General features: G+C 36.5%; 20 protein-coding genes and 2 pseudogenes. 9 read left to right on the plus strand and 13 right to left on the minus strand.

Annotated elements, in window-relative coordinates; translation table 11 throughout:
* Positions 1–4 precede the first annotated feature (4 nt).
* From rlmN to BAU27_RS17140, 11 genes are all read right to left on the minus strand, one after another.
* Positions 5–1,093: a dual-specificity RNA methyltransferase RlmN gene (rlmN, locus tag BAU27_RS17090; RefSeq protein WP_000450535.1), complete on the minus strand. Its 1,089-nt coding sequence runs from the start codon at positions 1,091–1,093 to the stop codon at positions 5–7.
* 4 nt (positions 1,094–1,097) lie between these two features.
* Entirely contained in the window at positions 1,098–2,432 is a 1,335-nt protein-coding gene (gene rsmB / locus BAU27_RS17095) for a 16S rRNA (cytosine(967)-C(5))-methyltransferase RsmB (protein WP_071771509.1), read from the minus strand.
* On the minus strand, positions 2,429–3,373 hold the full coding sequence (gene fmt, locus BAU27_RS17100; RefSeq protein WP_071746808.1) for a methionyl-tRNA formyltransferase: 945 nt from the start codon (positions 3,371–3,373) through the stop codon (positions 2,429–2,431). The genes rsmB and fmt overlap by 4 nt, the downstream gene beginning before the upstream one ends.
* A gap of 23 nt (positions 3,374–3,396) precedes the next feature.
* Positions 3,397–3,867, minus strand: a complete 471-nt coding sequence (gene def / locus BAU27_RS17105; protein ID WP_000279466.1) for a peptide deformylase — start codon at positions 3,865–3,867, stop codon at positions 3,397–3,399.
* Positions 3,868–3,878: 11 nt separating this feature from the next.
* Positions 3,879–6,284: a primosomal protein N' gene (gene priA, locus BAU27_RS17110; protein WP_071746809.1), complete on the minus strand. Its 2,406-nt coding sequence runs from the start codon at positions 6,282–6,284 to the stop codon at positions 3,879–3,881.
* Positions 6,281–7,486 carry a bifunctional phosphopantothenoylcysteine decarboxylase/phosphopantothenate--cysteine ligase CoaBC gene (gene coaBC / locus BAU27_RS17115; RefSeq protein ID WP_071746810.1) on the minus strand — a complete coding sequence of 402 codons (1,206 nt, stop codon included), beginning with the start codon at positions 7,484–7,486 and terminating at the stop codon, positions 6,281–6,283. Before coaBC ends, priA begins: the two co-directional genes overlap by 4 nt.
* Positions 7,487–7,682: 196 nt before the next feature.
* The gene (gene rpoZ / locus BAU27_RS17120) at positions 7,683–7,895 is read right to left on the minus strand and encodes a DNA-directed RNA polymerase subunit omega (RefSeq protein ID WP_071746811.1); all 213 of its coding nucleotides are present in this window, start codon (positions 7,893–7,895) and stop codon (positions 7,683–7,685) included.
* Positions 7,896–7,897: 2 nt separating this feature from the next.
* Positions 7,898–8,515 (minus strand): guanylate kinase, encoded by a 618-nt coding sequence (gene gmk, locus BAU27_RS17125; protein ID WP_001257739.1) that lies wholly within the window; start codon positions 8,513–8,515, stop codon positions 7,898–7,900.
* A 13-nt stretch (positions 8,516–8,528) separates the two neighbouring features.
* Positions 8,529–8,792: an extracellular matrix/biofilm regulator RemA gene (remA, locus tag BAU27_RS17130; protein WP_001251456.1), complete on the minus strand. Its 264-nt coding sequence runs from the start codon at positions 8,790–8,792 to the stop codon at positions 8,529–8,531.
* Positions 8,793–8,859: 67 nt separating this feature from the next.
* Positions 8,860–9,735 (minus strand): YicC/YloC family endoribonuclease, encoded by an 876-nt coding sequence (locus tag BAU27_RS17135; protein ID WP_071746812.1) that lies wholly within the window; start codon positions 9,733–9,735, stop codon positions 8,860–8,862.
* A 99-nt stretch (positions 9,736–9,834) separates the two neighbouring features.
* A complete protein-coding gene (locus BAU27_RS17140; RefSeq protein ID WP_071746813.1) occupies positions 9,835–12,558 on the minus strand; it encodes a calcium-translocating P-type ATPase, SERCA-type in 2,724 nt (907 codons plus the stop codon).
* Between the two features lie 105 nt (positions 12,559–12,663).
* On the opposite strand from BAU27_RS17140, the gene BAU27_RS17145 reads away from it, so the two are divergent.
* The 3 genes from BAU27_RS17145 to BAU27_RS17155 all read left to right on the plus strand — a co-directional run bounded on the left by BAU27_RS17145 (position 12,664) and on the right by BAU27_RS17155 (position 16,420).
* The gene (locus BAU27_RS17145; protein WP_071746814.1) at positions 12,664–14,373 is read left to right on the plus strand and encodes an Rqc2 family fibronectin-binding protein; all 1,710 of its coding nucleotides are present in this window, start codon (positions 12,664–12,666) and stop codon (positions 14,371–14,373) included.
* A 367-nt stretch (positions 14,374–14,740) separates the two neighbouring features.
* A complete protein-coding gene (locus BAU27_RS17150) occupies positions 14,741–15,811 on the plus strand; it encodes a M24 family metallopeptidase (protein ID WP_071746815.1) in 1,071 nt (356 codons plus the stop codon).
* Between the two features lie 84 nt (positions 15,812–15,895).
* Entirely contained in the window at positions 15,896–16,420 is a 525-nt protein-coding gene (locus tag BAU27_RS17155; RefSeq protein ID WP_071771510.1) for a DinB family protein, read from the plus strand.
* A gap of 32 nt (positions 16,421–16,452) precedes the next feature.
* Here the strand turns inward: BAU27_RS17155 and BAU27_RS17160 are convergent, their stop codons facing one another.
* Both BAU27_RS17160 and BAU27_RS17165 read right to left on the minus strand, forming a co-directional pair.
* Positions 16,453–16,821, minus strand: coding sequence for a YoqO family protein (locus BAU27_RS17160; RefSeq protein ID WP_071771511.1), 369 nt, complete (start codon positions 16,819–16,821; stop codon positions 16,453–16,455).
* A gap of 15 nt (positions 16,822–16,836) precedes the next feature.
* On the minus strand, positions 16,837–17,202 hold the full coding sequence (locus tag BAU27_RS17165; RefSeq protein ID WP_071746818.1) for a YoqO family protein: 366 nt from the start codon (positions 17,200–17,202) through the stop codon (positions 16,837–16,839).
* 152 nt (positions 17,203–17,354) lie between these two features.
* Between BAU27_RS17165 and BAU27_RS17170 the strand changes: the two are divergent.
* The 6 genes and pseudogenes from BAU27_RS17170 to BAU27_RS17200 form a co-directional block, all read left to right on the plus strand.
* A pseudogene (locus tag BAU27_RS17170) lies at positions 17,355–17,564 on the plus strand (hypothetical protein); the annotation flags it as partial.
* A 276-nt stretch (positions 17,565–17,840) separates the two neighbouring features.
* Complete coding sequence (locus BAU27_RS17175) at positions 17,841–18,275, plus strand: hypothetical protein (RefSeq protein WP_071746819.1); 435 nt, start codon at positions 17,841–17,843, stop codon at positions 18,273–18,275.
* 134 nt (positions 18,276–18,409) lie between these two features.
* On the plus strand, positions 18,410–18,694 hold the full coding sequence (locus BAU27_RS17180) for a chromosome segregation protein SMC (RefSeq protein ID WP_071746820.1): 285 nt from the start codon (positions 18,410–18,412) through the stop codon (positions 18,692–18,694).
* Positions 18,695–19,169: 475 nt separating this feature from the next.
* A pseudogene (locus BAU27_RS17190) lies at positions 19,170–20,077 on the plus strand (hypothetical protein); the annotation flags it as partial.
* A 168-nt stretch (positions 20,078–20,245) separates the two neighbouring features.
* Complete coding sequence (locus BAU27_RS17195; protein ID WP_071771513.1) at positions 20,246–20,500, plus strand: YbeF family protein; 255 nt, start codon at positions 20,246–20,248, stop codon at positions 20,498–20,500.
* 22 nt (positions 20,501–20,522) lie between these two features.
* Positions 20,523–21,200 (plus strand): HAD family hydrolase, encoded by a 678-nt coding sequence (locus BAU27_RS17200; RefSeq protein WP_071771514.1) that lies wholly within the window; start codon positions 20,523–20,525, stop codon positions 21,198–21,200.
* Positions 21,201–21,204 lie beyond the last annotated feature (4 nt).

Consider the following 21,204-nt stretch of genomic DNA (forward strand, 5'->3'; position numbering starts at 1 on the left):
CTCGTCACCTCGTCTCTTCTTTGCGCTCCTTTGCACGCAACTGACCGCAGGCTGCATCAATATCATGACCTTGTTCACGGCGAATTGTTACATTCACTCCACGATCTTTTAGCGTTTTTTCAAATAAGAAAATTTGCTCTCGTGGCGTACGTACATAATCACGTTCTGGCACGTAGTTTACCGGAATTAAGTTTACATGACATTTTACACCTTTTAAGAGCGCAGCAAGTTCTTCAGCTTGCTCAACTTGGTCATTTTCTCCTCCAAATAAGCCATATTCAAATGTAATACGACGCCCTGTTCTATTTACATAGTATTTAACAGCTTCCATTAAATCTGGTAGCTTATACGCACGGTTAATCGGCATTAATTTTGAACGTAACTCTGTATTTGCAGAATGCAATGAAATCGCAAAATTGATTTGCATATCTTCTTCAGCGAACTTATAAATTTTCGGAACAATTCCACTTGTTGAAACTGTCATATGCCTTGCACCAATATGAATTCCTTTTTCATGGTTTACAATGCGTAAGAATGACATTAAGTTGTCGTAATTATCAAACGGCTCTCCAATTCCCATAACAACAAGAGAACTTACACGCTCTTCTGTTTCATCAAGCGCACGCTGAACTTCCACTACTTGCGCTACAATTTCTCCAGCTTCTAGGTTTCGTTTTAGCCCACCAAGTGTAGAAGCACAGAACGTACAGCCAATTCGGCAACCAACCTGTGTTGTTACACAAATCGAATTTCCATATTCATGTCGCATTAATACCGTTTCAATAGAGTATCCATCGTATAACTGGAATAAGAATTTAATTGTTCCATCCGAAGACGTTTGTTTTACTAATGTATTTAAAGTAGTAATATCAAAGGAATTCGACAATTTATCGCGCAATCCTTTAGAAAGGTTTGACATATCCTCATAATTTTTTACACGTTTTTTATATAACCAATCAAAAATTTGCCCTGCACGGAATTTAGGTTCCCCTTGTTCCTTTAACCAATCTTGCATTTCATGAAGTTGTAAAGAGTAAATTGACGGTTTCTTTGTTTCTAGATTTTTCTTTTGTTTTTTTACAGTTGTTTCCATGATGCTACACCTTCTTTCTTAAACAAGCAATATAAAAGCCATCTGTTGCAAAATAATGCGGTAAAATTTGTACTTGACCTTCATCAATGTACTTACTTAATTTTTCTGGCATACGTTCTTTTATCGTAGTATCCCACTCAAATTCAGGATGCTCTTGTAAAAACCGTTCTATTACTTGTTCATTTTCTATTTTTTCAATTGTACACGTACTATAAACAAGGCGACCACCTTGTTTTAATAATGGTGCTATTTTTTCTAATATCGCAAATTGAATCGTTGATAATCGTTCACTATCGCCCTTATCTTTCCCTAACTTAATATCAGGTTTACGTCTTATAACACCGAATCCTGAACATGGCGCATCTACTAATATTTTATCAAAGGTTTCATTTTCAAAATGCTCTTGAACTTTTCTAGCATCTAATGCCTTTGTTTCTACATTTTCTAGACCAAGTCGATCTGCTTGTTGTCTAATTAAACTCACTTTATGTGCATGTAAATCAAGGGACATTACCTTACCAGTTCCCTTTAATCGCTCTGCAATATGCGTTGTTTTCCCGCCTGGGGCAGCACAACTATCAAGGACTGCATCGCCCTCATTTGGTTCTAAAGCACGTGCCACCAGCATAGAGCTTTCATCTTGAATAGAGAGAAATCCTTTTTTAAACGCTTCTGTATGCGCTACATTCCCTCTTTCAATTTGAATTGCATCATCTGACAAATCGCCACGTTTCGCTTCTATACCCTCGTTTGCTAATAGCCCAATCGCTTCTTCCACCGTAACTTTATCAACATTCACACGCGCTGTCGGTACAGGTGGTAACATATTTACTTCACACATTTTCCCTGCTGTCTCTAAACCGTATTCAGATACCCAGTCTTGTACAAGCCAAGCTGGATGACTCGTTGTAATCGCAAGACGTTCTACCGGATCCTTGATTTCTTCTAACGATGGTACACCTTCTCGCTGAATTGAACGTAATACTCCGTTCACCATGCCTGAAATCCCTTTATGCCCACGACGTTTCGCAATCTCAACAGCTTCATGAATAGCCGCTCTTTCTGGAACTCGGTCTAAATATAGCATTTGATATAAAGATAGGCGAAGCAACACTCTTACCCAAGCCTCAACCTTCTTTCTTAAAAATGGTTGTAAATAGTAGTCTAATGTGTCACGACGTTGAATTGTTCCATATACAATTTCAGTTAATAGGCCTATATCTTTTCTATCAATTGCACTTTTTTCAATCAGGTTATTTAAAAGTAAGTTGCTATATGCGCCACTTTTTTCTACTTGAATTAAACCATCAAGAGCTAACTCACGAACATTTTGTCTCATGCATTTTCTCCTAACTTCGTACCAATTTCAGGCTTTGTTCCACGTAAAAACTGTGAACAACTCATGCGCTTTTTACCAGACGGTTGTAATTCAGTAATTTTAACACCTGTCTCATTACCTGTTGCAACAACAAATCCATCTTCTTCATGAGCTACTATTGTACCTGGTTCAGCTTTCTCTGCCATAGAAACTTTCTCTCCCCACCATACTTTTACAACTTGTCCTGCTAAAGTTGTATAAGCAACTGGCCATGGATTCAATCCGCGAATGTGATTGTATACTTCTTCACCTGTTTTTGTCCAATCAATTTTCTCTTGCTCACGTTTTATATTATATGCGAACGTTACTTCATCTTCATTTTGTCTAATTGGTTCTAGCTTACCTTGAATTAATAAAGGTACTGTTTTAGATAGAAGATGTGCACCGGCTTCACTTAACTTATCGAATAACGAGCCCGTCGTTTCACGCTCGTCAATTTCCACTTCTACTTGTGTTAAGATATCACCAGCATCTAATTTTTCTACCATATACATAATTGTAATGCCTGTTTTCTCTTTTCCTTCCATGATCGCATAATGGATCGGCGCACCACCGCGAAGCTCTGGAAGTAATGATGCATGGACATTAATACATCCGTACTTTGGTGCTTCTAAAATTTCGTTTGGTACAATCTGACCGAACGCAGCTGTTACAATTAAGTCCGCCTCTAGTGCTAATACTTTTTCATATTCGTCTTTTTCACGAATTTTCAGTGGCTGTAGCACCGGAATACCATGTTTCTCCGCTTCAACTTTAACTGGAGTAGGCGTTAAAACCTTTTTTCTACCTACTGGACGATCAGGTTGTGTTACAACACCCACTACGTCATATCCATCCTCGATAAGACGACGAAGCACCGGTACAGAAAAGTCCGGTGTTCCCATAAATACTACTTTTATCATTCAAAAACCGCTCCTTTTAACACCTATTCTAATTCGTTTTCTTCATAATATCTCGTCACTTTAGATGTAAATAAAACACCATGTAAATGATCGATTTCATGCTGAATCGCACGTGCTAAGAAGTCTTTTGCTTCTAATAAGAATATTTTCCCACGACGATTTTGCGCACGCACTTTAATGTAATCTGCACGCTCCACTTCACCATAAAGTCCCGGAAAGCTTAAGCAGCCTTCGGGACCTACTTGTTCACCACGTTTTTCTAAAATAACCGGATTTATTAATTCTATTTTACCCGTATCATCATCGATATCAACAACAGCAACTTGTAAGCTCACACCTACTTGTGGCGCAGCTAAACCAACGCCGTCTGCAATTAACATTGTTTCATGCATATCTTTTAACAATTTCACTAACTTTTTATCAAAGTTAATTACTCTTTCACATGGTGTTTCTAATACTTCATTTGGATGCTTTACAATTTCTAAAACTGCCATATTTCCCTCCGCTACATTAACATTGTTGGATTAAAATCAATTGAGATTTGTAGCTCTTTTTGCATTTCTGCTTGATAATGTTCATTTACCATTTTGAGCACGTTCTTTAAGTTTGGTTCCCGTTTGTATTTTATCATGCATTGGTAACGATATCTATCTTTTATCCTTGGAATCGCTGAAGCAACTGGGCCTAACACCATTGTTTGCTGCGAGCAATGCGTTCGTAAATGACCGACAATTTTTTCCGTCACTTGGACTGCCTTTAATAATTCTGGATGAGATACGGTTACAAGCACGACGTAATAATACGGCGGATATTGTCTGGTTCGTCTCATTTGCATTTCATGTTCAAAAAACACATCATATTGCTGATTCTTTGCTAATTCTACACTGTAATGTTCCGGTGTATACGTTTGAATTACAACTTCCCCTGGCAATTCATGCCTTCCAGCACGTCCACTCACTTGCGTCAATAGCTGATAGGTCTTTTCACTCGCTCGAAAATCAGGTAGGTGAAGCATCGTATCTGCCGTTAATACACCTACAAGCGTCACTTTCGGAAAATCAAGTCCTTTTGCAATCATTTGTGTTCCCAGTAATATATCTGCTTTCTCTTCTCCAAATGCCTTTAATAATTTTTCATGCATTCCTTTACGGCTTGTTGTATCTACGTCCATTCGAATGACTCGCGCCTGTGGAAATAGTTTTGTGATTTCTTCTTCTACCTTTTGTGTACCAGTACCAAAGAAACGAATATATGTACTATTACAAGCCGGACATTCTGTTGGCATATTTTCCTCATGGCTACAATAATGACATTTTAAACGATGATTCATTTTGTGGTATGTCAACGAAATATCACAATGCGGACATTGTACGACATATCCACAATCACGGCACATCACAAACGTAGAATGCCCCCTTCTATTTAAAAAGAGAACCATCTGTTCTTTCTTTTCTAATCGATCTGCTATTTTCTCATGTAGTGCCTTTGAAAACATTGAACGATTTCCATCACGAAGTTCTTCACGCATATCTACAATTTCTACGGTCGGCAAAGCTTGTTCATTCATACGTTTCTCCATCGTCAGCAGCTCATAGACACCCTTTTTTGCTCTAGCAAATGATTCAAGTGTTGGGGTTGCACTTCCAAGAACGATCGGGCACTTATGATATTGCCCTCTCCACACCGCTACATCTCTTGCATGATATCTCGGATTATCTTCTTGCTTATAACTCGATTCATGCTCTTCATCTATAATGATAATTCCTAAATTTTCAAAAGGAGCAAAAATAGCTGAACGTGCACCAACTACAACTTTTACTTCTTTCCTTAAAATCTTTCGCCATTCATCATATTTTTCACCAACTGAAAGCGCACTATGAAGAACCGCAACTTGCGAACCGAACCTACCTTTGAAACGATCTACCATCTGAGGCGTTAACGCGATTTCCGGAACAAGTACAATAGCTTCTTTTCCCTTTTTCAACACCGCTGCTATAGATTGTAAATATACTTCTGTCTTCCCACTTCCTGTAACACCATATAGTAAAAATGGATTATAAGTTTCATTTGCAATTGATGATAAGATCGGTGTAATAACTTGCTTTTGTTCCTCAGTAAGCGGAAATGGTTTCGTTTGTTCAAAATCATCATCGTCATATGGATTCCGATATACTTCCACATACTTTTCTGAGATTAGCCCCTTTTTAACAAGTGCTTTTATTGGAGCATCTGTTATTTGCAACTCTTCTGTTATCACTTTCAACGGTACACTTTTATAATTTTCCACAAAATAATAGAGTACATCTTGTTGTTTTTTACTTTTCAGTTCAAATGCCGCTAATTCTAATTTATCTTCTGGTAACTCCGGCTGTACTACTCTTTGTTTCTTTTTTTGCACTTTATCCTTTACCTGATAAACAACTTCAATCGTTCCATTTTTAATTTCTTGTTGAATAGTGCGATATAGATGCGGTTGCATCTCGACAGCTTCCCAATCTATCGTTTCCTTCCCATGGAATAAACTAAGGATTTCTGGCGTTACTTCTTCTTGTTTACGAAGTTGTAACCGTTTTTTATACGTCGCTTTTATCGCTGTCGGAAGCATCACTTGAAAAGCTGAAATCATATAACATAACGTTTCACTTGTAAGCCAATATCCAAGCCCTAATAATTCCTCATTTAAAACCGGAGTAACATCTAATATTTCATGGAGTGCCTTTAATTTTTTACTTTCTACCTCAGCCGAGTCTTTTATGCCAATAATAAAACCTTGCAATTTTCTTGGACCGAATGGAACTACTACACGCATTCCTGTTTGCACGATATCTTCCCATTTTTTAGGGATGATATAATCAAACGGACGATCTGTTTGACGTGCTGGTACATCAACAATTACACTTGCAAACTTCATACACAATCATCTTCTAACATCATTTCGATTTGCTTTAATATTTCACGAGCCACTTCTTTCTTCGTTAAAAGTGGTAACTCAATAATCTCTCCATCTTTTCTATACATTGTTACAATATTCGTATCTGTACCAAAGCCAGCTCCTTGCGCCTTCACATCGTTCGCAACAATCATATTTGCATTTTTCTCACGTAATTTTCTCGTCGCATATTCCTCTATATTCGTCGTTTCAGCTGCAAATCCGATAAGTAACTGTCGCTCTTTTTTCTCACCTAATGTTCTTAAAATATCTACTGTTCTTTCCAATTCAATAACAGCATCGCCATTTTGCTTTTTCATTTTATTATCGTGAACATATTTTGGGCGATAATCTGCAACTGCCGCTGTCTTGATAACAACATCTACATTCTGATAATTTTGAAGAACCGCCTCTAACATATCTTGTGCAGATTCTACTTGTATTGTTGTTACATGTAATGGCGGATTTAATGCTGTCGGTCCTGACACAAGTATGACATCAGCACCTAAGCTTGCTGCAACTTCTGCAATCGCATACCCCATCTTTCCAGAAGAAAAATTCGTCATAAAACGGACTGGGTCAATCTTTTCACGTGTCGGGCCAGCCGTTATTAATATTCGCTTTCCTTGCAATGGTTTTTGTTCTGAGAAAACCTCTTCTAACCTTCCAATAATTACCTCAGGTTCTTCCAGTCTTCCCTTAGCTACATAACCACATGCTAAAAAACCTTCGCCAGGCTCAATAAATGTATATCCTAACGCTTTTAACGTCATCATATTTTTTTGAACAATTTTATTTTCATACATATGCACATTCATAGCAGGCGCAATCCAAACTGGAGCTGTAGTAGCCAACAACGTAGTCGTTATCATATCATCCGCAATACCATTCGCTAACTTCCCAATGCAATTCGCTGTAGCAGGTGCCACAAGTACAACATCTGCCCAATCCGCTAAATCAATGTGAGCGATAACCGCTGAGTCTTTTTCATCAAACGTATCCGTATATACATCGTGGCGAGAAAGCGCTTGAAATGTAAGAGGTGTAACAAACTTCATTGCCGATTCACTCATCATTACTTTTACAGTAGCACCCGCCTGTGTCAATTTACTCGTTAACGCAGCTGCCTTAAAAACTGCAATGCCTCCTGTTACACATAGAAGTATCTTTTTCCCTTTTAGCATATGACTCGTCCTCTTTCTTTTTCAAACTTATTCTACTGAAATAGAATTTTCAGCTCGTCAGTACCAATATGTTGTTCCACCTTTTTACGATTATTTCTTCCCTATCGTAAAAAAATAACAACCTACTTGTAAATAGGTTGTTACCGTTACATAGAAAATTATAAAGTCTATGTTTTAATTTGTCGAAAAGAATGTCTTAATCGATGATTTTGTCTTCGCTTGGTACATATTTTAATACTTCTGCATCGATTTCTTCTAATGATTTACCTACACATTTATGAGAAACAGGCTTTTCAATAACACAATTGTTCGCAAGTTGCATTTCGCGCGCACGCTTTGCAGCTACTGTTACAAGCGTATATTTAGAATCGATTTTTGTTAATAATGAATCAATTGATGGATTTAACATAATTATAGACCCTCCGTCATTTCTTTATAATATTTTGCTACTCTTTCGCGGCGGCAATGTTCGCCAACCACAATTGCTTTAATTCTGTCGCAAGCTAATTCAACTTGATCGTTTTCTACAACATAGTCATAAGCGTCCATCATTTCGATTTCTTCTTTCGCTACAGTTAAACGATTTTCAATAACATCTTCAGTTTCTGTACCACGACCGACAATTCGGTTCTTTAGTTCAGATAAACTTGGAGGTGCTAAGAAAATAAATACACCTTCAGGGAAGGCTTTCTTAACTTGAATTGCTCCTTGTACTTCAATTTCTAGGAACACGTCTTTTCCTTCTTGTAATGTTTTTTCAACATAATCAATTGGTGTTCCGTAATAATTACCAACAAACTCAGCCCATTCAAGTAACTTTTCATTACGAATCATTTCTTCAAATTCTTCTCTCTCTTTAAAGAAATAATCCACACCATCTACTTCACCTTCACGCGGTTTACGCGTCGTTACTGAAATAGAGTACTGAAAACGTGTATCCTCATGGCTAAACAGCTCTTTTCGAACCGTTCCTTTCCCAACCCCAGAAGGTCCTGAAAGAACGATGAGCAATCCTCTTCTACTTCTCATAAATATGTAAAACCTACCCTTCCTCACTTAAATCTTCTTTATTATTCAAACGATGTGCAATCGTCTCTGGCTGAATTGGACTTAATACTACATGCCCATCATCCATTACAATAACCGCCCTTGTTTTTCTCCCATACGTAGCATCAAGCAAAGCATTATGTTCACGTGCTTCCTGTACTGTTCGTTTAATAGGAGCTGACTCCGGACTTACAATAGCAATAATTCGATGAGCAGATACAATATTTCCGTATCCAATATTTAAAAACCGCATGGCCATAGTTTGCGCCTCCTAGTAAGTCTATCCGATTTCTCCACCACGTATAACTTTATATATTTTTTGAAAGCTACTCAATATTTTGTACTTGTTCACGAATTTTTTCAAGGTTATTTTTCATTTCTACAACATATTTTGAAATTGTTAAGTCATTTGCCTTAGAACCAATCGTATTAATTTCTCTATGCATCTCTTGCACGATGAAGTCCATTTTCCTTCCAACAGGCTCTTCAATCTGCAGTGTTTCACGAAATTGATCTAAATGACTTTGTAAACGAACTAACTCCTCGTGAATATCACAACGCTCTGCAAACATTGCGACTTCTGTTAGCAATCTTTGTTCATCTAAATCTTGATTATGTAATTCTTTTAAGCGATTTTCTAATCGTTCACGATACTTTTGTGTAACAATTGGTGCATGTGGAATAATTGCATTTACACAATTGTGAATCTCTTGCAAACGATACGCTATATCTTTATGTAATCGTTCTCCTTCGCCATCTCTCATCGTTTTTAACATATGAGCAGCTTGGCGAACAGCCTCATATAAACTGTTTTCAAATTGTTCATTTACATTTTCTATTTCTTCAATTGCCGTTACTTCTGGCATTCCCATTAGTTGCCCGAGTGTAATAGAATCTTGTAATTGAAATTTCCCTTTTATATCTTCCATAATGGATTGGTACTGCTTGAGAAGCTCCCAATTCACACTTAATTTTCTTTCAACAAGCCCTTCACCTGTTATACTAATAGACACTTCAATACGTCCACGGCGAACTTGTCCTGCAATTATTTTACGAATTTTGTCTTCAAACACCATCATTTGCTTCGGAAGTCGAATACTCATTTCTAAAAAGCGATGGTTCACCGACTTCATTTCTACTGTTATTTGAAAAGTATCATTTTCTACTTTCGACCTTCCAAATCCTGTCATACTACAAATCATCTTTATCACATCCAAGCCATGAAATAACTCAATGAAAAAGGTAATAGAGACAAGGCTCTACTACCTTCTGTAAATTATATCATATTTTCATATCATTGACTATTTCAAGTTTAATCCCTTCTTATATAACAGTGGCTTTTTCTTTTGATCCTTTTTTCTTGTTAATAAAGATCCTACTAATAAAAAAGTCGGAATAGATGATAATCCTCCAATTAACAACCAATCTCGTGCTTGTATCGGCATTGTGCTAAAAATCGGCTGTAATGGTGGATAATATATAACTACAAGCATTAACAGTAAAGAAATAATAACCGCCCCTACCAAATATATATTTCCAAACGGGTTACGATGAAATATAGAATGTTCACTACGACAATCAAATACATGAATAAGCTGAGCAAGTACTAATGTTGCGAAGGCTACCGTTTGTGCATACTTTAATTCATTTGGATGCTGGTTAAATGCAATAATAAACGCTACTAATGTCACTGCTCCGATTAGAAAACCACGACTTATAATTTTCCAGGCAAGCCCTCTAGCGAACACCCCTTCTTTCGGATGGCGTGGTGTTCTCTTCATGACATCTCCTTCAGCCTTATCCAAACCTAATGCCATCGCTGGTAAACCGTCAGTAACTAAGTTCACCCATAAAATTTGAATTGGAACCATCGGCAATGGCAGTGCAAGTAACATCGCAAATAACATAACTAAAATTTCACCAACGTTAGATGCTAGTAAATATCGAACAAACTTCCGAATATTTTCATATATGTTTCTACCTTCTTTAATCGCCGATTTAATCGTAGCAAAGTTATCATCTAACAAAACAAGTGAAGAAGCTTCTTTTGCAACATCTGTTCCTGTAATTCCCATCGCAATCCCTATATCAGCTGTTTTAATAGCTGGAGCATCGTTCACTCCATCACCTGTCATAGCTACTATATGCCCCTTATTTTGCAGCGCCTTAACGATTTTCAATTTATGCTCAGGAGACACTCGAGCGAATACATACGTATCTTCTACAATATCTTCTAATGCCTCTACATCCATATTCGCAAGTTCTACACCTTCAACAACGCGCCCACCCGCTGGTAAAACCCCTAACTGTTCCGCAATTGCCATTGCTGTCACCTTATGATCTCCTGTAATCATTACCGTTCTAATACCAGCTTCCTTACACTCCTTCACCGCCTGCGCCACTTCTGGTCTTGGCGGATCTATCATTCCTTGTATTCCAACAAGCATAAAATCCTGCTCTACTTCTCTTTCATGCTCAATTGAATCTGTAGCTTTTAACGGTTTAAATGCCACCGCAATCGTTCGTAAAGCTTGACTTCCTAAACTATGAATCGCTGCCTGCACTTCTTTTCGATACATTTCACTTAAAGGCTGCTGTTTATTCCCCCATAAAATCGTTTGGCTCATTTGCAATAGAACATCTGGCGCTCCTTTTGTAATAACAAATTTTTTCCCTTCACGATCACGAACGATAACGCTCATCATTTTTCTAGTTGAATCAAAAGGAAATTCACGAATCACTTCAAACTTTCCTTTAAGAGCTTCACGTGATATTCCCGCCTTCATTGCAGCAGCTACGAGAGCTCCCTCTGTTGGATCTCCATCTAACACATACGTCTTTTTCTTTTGAATAACATTCGCATTATTACATAAACAGCCAAATGTGAGTAGTTGATACAGTGATTTCGTCTTAGTAGGGTCAATTACTTCTTCACCTTTCATAAACGAACCCGTTGGCTCATAGCCTTGACCTGTTACTTTCCACAATTCTCCGCCTGACCACATATGTGTTACCATCATTTTGTTTTGTGTCATTGTTCCTGTTTTATCTGAGCAAATAACAGAAGCACACCCTAACGTTTCTACAGCTGGCAACTTTCGCACAATTGCTCTCTTTTTAATCATACGCTGTACACCAAGTGATAGCGCAACTGTAACGATAGCTGGTAATCCTTCCGGAATAGCCGCAACTGCGAGCGAAACCCCAGCCAAAAACATGTGATACACTTCATTCCCCTGATATACACCAGCTAATACTACAAGAGCTGTCAAAATAAGAGCGACAATAATTAAAATTTTCCCTAGCTGTTCTAACCTTCTTTGTAATGGTGTTTCCATTTGCTCAGCATTTTGCAACATATTCGCAATTTGGCCCATAGCTGTATTCATTCCTGTCGCTATGACTACCCCTGTTCCAGCACCTCTCGTTATCATCGTCCCCATAAATGCCATGTTTTTTTGATCACCAATTGAAACATCTTGGCCTTGTAATGCTTCTACCTTCTTTTGTACCGGTACTGATTCCCCTGTAAGAGCAGACTCTTCGATATATAAACTCGAAGATTCCACAAGACGAACATCCGCGCCAATACGATCACCACTAGAAAACTTGATAATATCACCTAAGACAAGCGCTTTAGACGGTGCTTTTATCCACTTTCCATTTCTTAGTACCGTAACTTGAGGAGCTGCCAACTCTTTTAAAGCTTCCAACGATTTTTCAGCTTTCCTTTCTTGAAAGAAACCGAGGATACCATTGATAATAACGATTGCAACAATTGCAATTGAATCGATATATTCTCCTAAAAAAGCTGAAATAATTGTTGCACCAAATAAAACAAGTACCATAAAATCTTTAAATTGCGCTAAAAACACCATAAGTGCAGAAGGCCGCTTTGCTTCTTGCAATTCATTTGTACCAAATTTCCTTAATCGCCCCTCTGCTTCTTGCTCTGTAAGACCTACCTCCACATTCGTATTCGTTCTTTCCTCCACTTCATGTGCTCGCATTTCATACCAATTCATCTTGCCATCGACCTCCTGATTCCAGACATACTCTAATGAAAGCTTATTCAGCCTCGTCCAAAAAAATGCTATAATTAACTTTTAGTTAGAAAGGAGTGTTCATTTATGGCATTCGATGGATTATTTACAAGAGCGATTACACATGAAATTGCAAATTCTCTTTACACGGGAAGAATTTCCAAAATATATCAACCTTCAAAATACGAGATTTTATTACATATTCGCGCAAACGGAAAGAATCAAAAACTGATTCTTTCCGCTCATCCGACATATGCACGTTTACACTTAACAAACCAAAATTACGATTCACCTGCACTTCCACCAATGTTTTGTATGCTTCTCCGCAAGCATTTAGAAGGTGGTTTCATTGAAAAGATTGAACAAATTGATTTAGAGCGCATTATTCAAATTACAGTCCGCAGCAGAAATGAAATTGGTGATGAATCGCTAAAGACATTAGTAATTGAAATCATGGGACGACATAGTAACATCATTTTAGTAGACACAAAAACAAACAATATTTTAGATAGCTTAAAACACGTTTCTTTAGCAGTAAACCGACATCGAACTGTATACGCTGGAGCTGAATATATTGCACCACCAGCACAACATAAAATTAACCCGCTTCAGATTGAAACAGATGATGAATTTATTAGACCGCTAGACTTTCTATCTGGAAACATGGATAAACAGCTTGTCGGCACCTTTACGGGAATATCACCGTTATTCGCAAAAGAAGTAGTGAAAAAAGCAAGTATGGTAAATGAAAAAGCATTATCTGAAGCATTTTTCTCCATACAGAAGCCATTACTAACTCATACATATTCACCAACAATGAGTACTGCAAACGGGAAAGAATTCTTTTATCTTTTCCCTCTTACGCACTTGCAAGGAAAAGAAAAAACATTCTCATCAGTAAGCGAATTGTTAGATCGCTTCTTCTTCGGTAAAGCAGAGCGTGATCGTGTAAAACAACAGGCGCATGATTTAGAGCGCTTTATGCAAAACGAAAAAAATAAAAACGAGAAAAAACTCATTAAACTAGAAAAAACATTACAAGATGCCGGGAAAGCAGATAAATACCAACTTTTCGGAGAGCTACTTACAGCCAATATGTATGCTTTGAAAAAAGGTGACAAAGATATTGAAGTCGTTAACTATTACGACGAAAATGGTGGGACTGTAAAAATCACATTAGATCCTTTAAAAACACCATCCGACAATGCACAACGCTATTTCCAAAAATATCAAAAAGCAAAAAATTCAGTTGTTGTTGTAGAAGAACAAATCGAAAAAACAAATGAAGAAATTCTTTATTTTGATAGCTTACTTCAACAAATGGAAGCTGCTTCTTCAAAAGACATCGAAGAAATTCGCGAGGAATTAGCCGAAGAAGGTTATATGCGCAATCGCAAAGCAAAAAATGCTAAGAAGAAACCAACTAAACCGGTATTGGACAAATATTTAGCTAGTGATGGAACAGAAATTTTCGTCGGCAAAAACAATAAACAAAATGATTATTTAACAACGAAATTTGCCCGTCGTGATGAAATTTGGTTACATACGAAAGACATACCTGGCTCTCACGTTGTCATTCGTTCTTTGGAACCGGCTGAAGAAACTGTACTAGAGGCTGCAAAAATCGCCGCTTATTACAGTAAAGCAAAAGAGTCTAGCTCTGTACCCGTTGATTTCACGAAAATACGTCATGTAAAAAAACCGAGTGGTGCAAAACTTGGCTTTGTTACATATGACAATCAGCAAACTGTATATGTAACACCGGATGCTGATACTGTAATGAAATTAAAAGCATAAATATAAAAAAATGCGTCGCTTGCAAGCGACGCATTTTTTATATGGTTTCAATTCCGTTCATATATCCATTCACTAATTCATAACATCTTTCTTCCCTTCAATATTGTCAAAAAAATTGACAGTGTCATTTCACATCTGTATAAATTTTTTGACAGTATGTATATAAAGTGCACCTCCAATCAATATTTTTTCATCCCCCCACTGATTATTGAAGTAATCTTGATTTTATGAACAAACCGCCTCCCACAAATAGCGGGCTAATTTTTTATCTCCCCTAAAACATATGTAGTTCCTACTATCTTTTCTTCAAATATACATTTTGGCACGCTATTTGCTTTATTCAATACTGTGAATAGGGGGAATTAACATGACTTTAAAAATTAATAAAATCCAAAATCAACTACAAAACTATGAAATTGACGGATTACTTATTACAAAAAAAGAAAATCGCCAATATGCAACAGGCTTTACAGGTAGCGCTGGCGTCGTCTTAATCTCTGCAGATCAAGCGGTTTTCATAACTGATTTTCGCTATGTAGATCAAGCGAAATCACAAATAAAAGACGCGGAAATCATTATGCATAAAGGGAATTTGGAAGAAGAAGTTGCAAATCAAGTATCGAGATTAAACATTCAAAAACTCGGAATTGAAGAAAACAACATGACATTGCAACAATATAAAAACTTACAAAAATATGTACATGCGGAAATGATTCAAGTGTGCGAAATCATCGAAAATATTCGTATTATTAAAGACACGCCTGAAATAGAAACAATGAAAATCGCTGCTAATATCGCTGATGAAGCATTTCACCACATCATTACGTTTCTAAAACCGGGAATAAGTGAAAATGATGTTCGAGATGAGTTAGAATTTTTCATGCGAAAAAAAGGAGCTACCTCCTCATCATTTCAAATTATTGTAGCTTCTGGCATTCGTTCTTCACTTCCTCATGGAGTTGCATCAAATAAAATAATCGAACGAGGCGATATCGTTACATTAGACTTCGGTGCACTTTACGACGGATATTGTTCCGATATAACACGCACTGTAGCAATCGGGGAACCATCAGAAGAATTCAAAAAGATATACAATGTTGTACTTGAAGCATTAAAACGTGGAACTGAAGCAATTAAACCTGGAGAAACTGCGAAAAGTATCGATGATATAACAAGAGATTACATTACAGAGCATGGATACGGTCAATATTTCGGCCACTCTACCGGGCATGGTCTTGGTTTAGAAATACATGAACCTCTTCGCCTATCCCAAGAAAGTAAGGCTACTTTAGAAGAAGGTATGGTTGTTACGGTTGAGCCGGGTATTTACATACCGAACTGGGGCGGTTGTAGAATTGAAGATGATATCGTCATTACAAAAGACGGATATGAAGTTATTACAAAGTCAAATAGAGAACTAATTGTTATTCCTTGTTAAAAGCATGGCCTTTTTTAAAAGGAGTTTTTCTCTACACATAGAATTCTTTCTCTGGAGTCATCGTTTAAAGAGGGGGAATTTTAATTGAATTTTGTAATTGATAAAATTGATGGTTTACAAGTTGAATTTTCAAAACTTGTTTCCATGATGAATTACGCTCGTTACACAACGATGCAAGCGGTGGAAGGTTTAACAATTGAAGAACTTGATTATTTATATGATGATGAAGCAAATTCAATTGGCATGTTATTGTACCATATGGCCGCTATTGAATTTTACTACCAAATTCATACCTTTGAAGATCGTGAACCGACAGATGCTGAATTAGAACGTTGGTTACCTGCTGTTGAGTTAGGGAATCTTGGACGTGAGAAAATAAAAGGAAACTCCATTGAATTTTACATCAATACATTACAAGAAGTACGTTCCAAAACGATTGAAACTTTTCAATCGTTACCTGACGAGTGGCTATTTAAAACGACAGACTTTTGGCATGACAAACCAGCAAATAACTACTTTAAGTGGTTTCACGTATTTGAAGATGAGATCAACCATCGCGGACAAATTCGTTTAATTAAAAAGATGCAAAAAGATCATTCAGTAAAGTAAGAAAATGCCACCGAATAAGGTGGCATTTTCTTTTATTCATTAACGAATAACTTTTCGTTTACTTTTTTAGCGACTACCGCTACCGAAATTAAAATGCATATTAAATATAGCAATTTTGCAATAAATAACCACCCTTGAAACATTACAATTCCATCTATTATCTCATTTCCTTTCAATAACAAAAACGGAATCGCGCTAATTATAATAACAAACTCGATACTGAAAACAATTTTCTTTTTTCGACTATATGCTTTCCATTCATCCCAGCGATACATAGGAGCAAAAATCAATACTCCTATACATAATATAACTGGTACCCATTCACTTTTAAGAAATTGCCCTGAAATAACTGATAATAGTAAACAAACGAGCACACCATAATACCCTATTTTCTCTCTCATTCGTACTCCCCCATTCTACTTCGCCTTTAATATGTAACTTGCTATGCTTATAACAATTCTTAGAAAAATAACAACTACAAGTACAATATAAAGACCTTTTGCAGAAGACATCCATTCTTGAAAAATAGACATTTTCTCCATTTGTTTCTGCCCTTCTATTAAAATAAACCCTACGAAAAATGAGCAAACAACAGTGATACCTATCATAATTCCGATACTTTTCTTGCTATATTGTTTCATATCATCCCAGTTATATAACAGTACAAAAACAAACCCGAAAACAGGTATGATACTTACCCATTCATTGTTTGTAAATTGACTTAAAATGATTAATAGACTGCAAGATATGATGAATCCCCAAAATCCAATTTTTTTGTGCATAGCCCCTCCTTAAATTCCATTTTTAGGATTAATTGTATTGTAACATCCATTTTTTATTCTTACCATTACAGTACATGAAATTTTTCTACACTCACATACTTTCACTGCTTTCATACAGTAAACTACACAAATGCCTAAAGGATGCGAATGTTATGGGAGTTGAATTAACGCTGTTGCACGCTCTCTATATTCTTTGTTTACTCACTATTATTACCTTTTTTATTCTCCGGAAAGATACGACGATTATTTGTATCGTTTTTATCTTTTTATTAGCATTAACCGCTACAAGTTCTATCCCTCTTGCTATTAGCGGTATTTTTCAAAGTTTCATTTACGCCATTACTGAGCTATTACCAACAATATAGATAATCCTCTAACAAAGATCATAACGAACTAGTGAAGCTACAGACCGTACTATGGGTGGGCGACCTATATATATGTCGGTCTGATAGATGAAAAAAACACACCACATTTTTAAAACTTTTTCAGGCACAAGGCGTGTTGCTGAGAACGATTCTAACGAAATTAACTTTTACTTGATAGGGGGGTACCCTATAATTAAACTAACGGGCAGGTTACTTGAAAAAGGAAACATCTCCAGTCTAATTGTATAATCATAAAAAAGGGGTGATTGGTCTTTGAAAAACATTTCGAAAAAACAGGAAATATTACTCGATGAAGAAATTGATGAACAAGAGTTTGTTAGCATAATCAATAGCATTTACAAGCAAGAGTGTTATATCTATGCGATTATTCCTGAATATGAACAAGACCTATTAAATGAACTTTCAAATGACTTTATTGAAGTTAACAAATTCCCGTTACCACGTACTTTTCCAAGGGAAATGGGTTATATGGGTTATTTAAAAGACAGTCAAAAACGATATATCTATGAATTTTATTTACGGTCAACTACAATGGATTATCTGATATTTTCCGAGACCGATGTATCGGAACAATTAAGTAAATTAACCAAAAAGAATTTGGACATTTACAAAATGCTTCAATTAAATAAGGTTCCTCATATAACCATTGGTCCCGATGGTCAATGGCTAAATATAGTTGAGTATTGAGTAATTTCTTTTTCAACTAACGGGGGCTTTACTTTAAGAGGGTGTATCTTGCCATTTGTTAATAATGAATAGACATTTTTGATAAAAGATAATTTTGCGATGGTTTCTAAAAACTTTTGGGAGGTCTTGCTGCGATGACAGAAAATGAAAAGAAATTGATTGAACAGATATATGACAAGGTAGTATCAATGGAAAAGAAGGTCGATAAGTTGGACGGTAGAATGGTTAATTTAGATATTAAATTAACCTCGGTAGAAAGTAAGATGGACGATTTAAAGAATGTACATACTGGATTGCAAGCTACATTCGAACAAGGCTTTGCTGATGTACGTAAAGGATTAAGTGAGATAATCGAAATAAATAAAAACAGAAAATCAGCAAGGGAAATTGTTGAGGGCATCGCTGGGAATGGAAAATAAAAGGCGTTTTTATAAGTTGAGAAAAAACAAATGGAAAAGTTATGTGAAAGTGTTTATTCTTTATTTCATTATATTGATCCTATATGCTGTATTGTTTGAGTCTGGTAAAGAGTATATGGAGGTAAGAATGGATAATGTTCTTTTACCGCAATTATATTTGGCTGTAGGGCGTACGCTGTTGGGATTGTCGGTATGGCTTCTTCCGAATAAGTTAGGTATTAAGATTCCTTTTATTTGTAAAATTATTATATATGTCATTACGATGATACCAGTGTTTATCTTTTTAGATGTGTTGGGTTTGTTGTAGTAGTAGAGGTTGATACTTCCCTCCTATTCGACTGGAAATAAAAGTAAGGGTATGACCTATCTTTACACATATCTCGGCTGAACCCCAAATAAAGACAGAAAAGGAATCCGGTTCTTTATAGAACAGATTCCTAATGTCCGCTAATGCTTGTTGCGTGATTTTGTTCCATCTTTATCAGGTGACTTCGTTATTCAAGGTGCACTGAAATTAACTGCAGACGCTGCTGGTCTTCCTGTTTCCAGCGTTGTTTCTGCCAGTGTTCCCCTCGTAATTGTTATAGGCATTGTGACAACTTCCGTCGCATTTTTCTTCTTACGAAAAGAATTTCATACAGGACTATCCTTACAAGATTCCTCTTCATCAACTGAACCATCTAAAACTACTATTTTATTATCCCCTCACATAAAGAAATGGCTCGCTATATGTATCCCTATCATATATATCTTTGATATCTTTGTATGATTCAATTTAAACTACAAGGAAGCGATGCAACTGCACTTATCGGCGGAACGACTGTTATTATGATTATCATTATTTCTCTCATCGCCTACAAAGGAAATGGATTAAATAAAACGACCGATTATTTCATAGAAGGGCTCCAATTTGGCTTTAAAATTTTCGGACCAGTTATTCCAATTGCTGCACTCTTTTATTTAGGAGATAGCGGATTTGTGAAAATTATTGGAGATTATTTACCGAAAGGTTCACATGGAATCATCAACGACTTAGGAATCGCCTTATCTCAAACTGTTCCTTTAAATCAATATGTATCGGCAGGGACATTAACTATCGTTGGTGTTATTACTAGTTTAGACGGATCTGGCTTTTCCGGTATTTCGCTTGCTGGTTCGATTGCAACCCTTTTCGGAACAGCACTTGGGCATGGAACAGCTACATTAACAGCACTCGGACAAATTGCAGCAATCTGGACCGGGGGAGGAACGTTAATTCCTTGGGCACTTATTCCTGCCGCTGCTATATGTAAAGTAGATCCATTTGAACTCGCACGTCGAAACTTTTTACCAGTTGTTATCGGCTTAATCGTCACCACTATCGTTGCGATGTTTATTTTATAACCGTAAGCAAATATTCTCTTGCTTACGGTTTTTTATTGTAAAATTCATCATCTATTACCGGCTTTCAAAAGGTATTATGTATATGGCAGCGAAGTTATATTAGGAGAGTATTTATTTCAAAACGTTTACGAGAAACAGATTACTTCAATTAGAAAAGGGGACATAACTATGAATGAATTGATTTTCGTCTTATTAATTTGTCCATTGCTTATCTTTATCGTTTCTGTTATTGGAACACGTAAGACGAAAACGTATTACGTAATGCCGGTTGTAACGTTTGCTAGTTTTTTAATAATAGGTGTTATCGCCTTTACTCCAAAATTTTTCTTTTGGGTTGGCATGTACAGCATCTTCTCATTTATCGTTTCTTACATGACGCTCTTGTTTGTGAGAGGGTATGAGGTTGTGGAAAACGCTAAATAGTTGTTAGCAGGGAGATTATAATATGATTTTCTTTGATATTGATGGAACTTTACTTGATTATGATACCGCTGAAAGTAAAGGTATTATAGATTTCTTTCAAACATATAACACCCTTTTTTCAGGTAATGAATTAGAAGCCACAAAAGTCTGGAATGCATTATCAGAAAAATATTTCAACAAGTTTTTATCCAAGGAATTATCTTTTCAAGAACAACAAGGGATGCGAATGTATCATTTATTTAAAACATACGGAGTAAACTTATCACCCTGGGAATCTCAGCACAGATTCAATCAATATATAGAACTATATAAGAACAACTGGACCCTGTTTGAAGATGTACTCTATACATTAAAAACCTTGCAGCAAAGAGGCCACTCATTAGGTATCATTAGTAATGGTAACTATGAACAACAAATCGAAAAATTAACAGCTCTAAACATTCTACAATATTTCAAATATATTTTTACTTCTAGTGAAATTGGTATATCAAAACCAGACCCTGAAATTTTTCACAGAGCCGTATTACAATCGAATCTTGAAATGAAAGATTGCTATTATATTGGTGATCGATTAGAGACTGATGCAATTAGTAGTACAGTAGCTGGAATGCAAGGGATATGGTTAAATCGAGATAACTCTCAACGCAAGTGTGATGTTCCTACTATATGTTCTTTACATGAAGTTTTAACGATGATATAAAAAG

The sequence above is a fragment of the Bacillus sp. NH11B genome (genome assembly GCF_001884205.1).
In the GTDB taxonomy this organism is placed as follows: Bacteria; Bacillota; Bacilli; order Bacillales; family Bacillaceae_G; genus Bacillus_A; species Bacillus_A proteolyticus.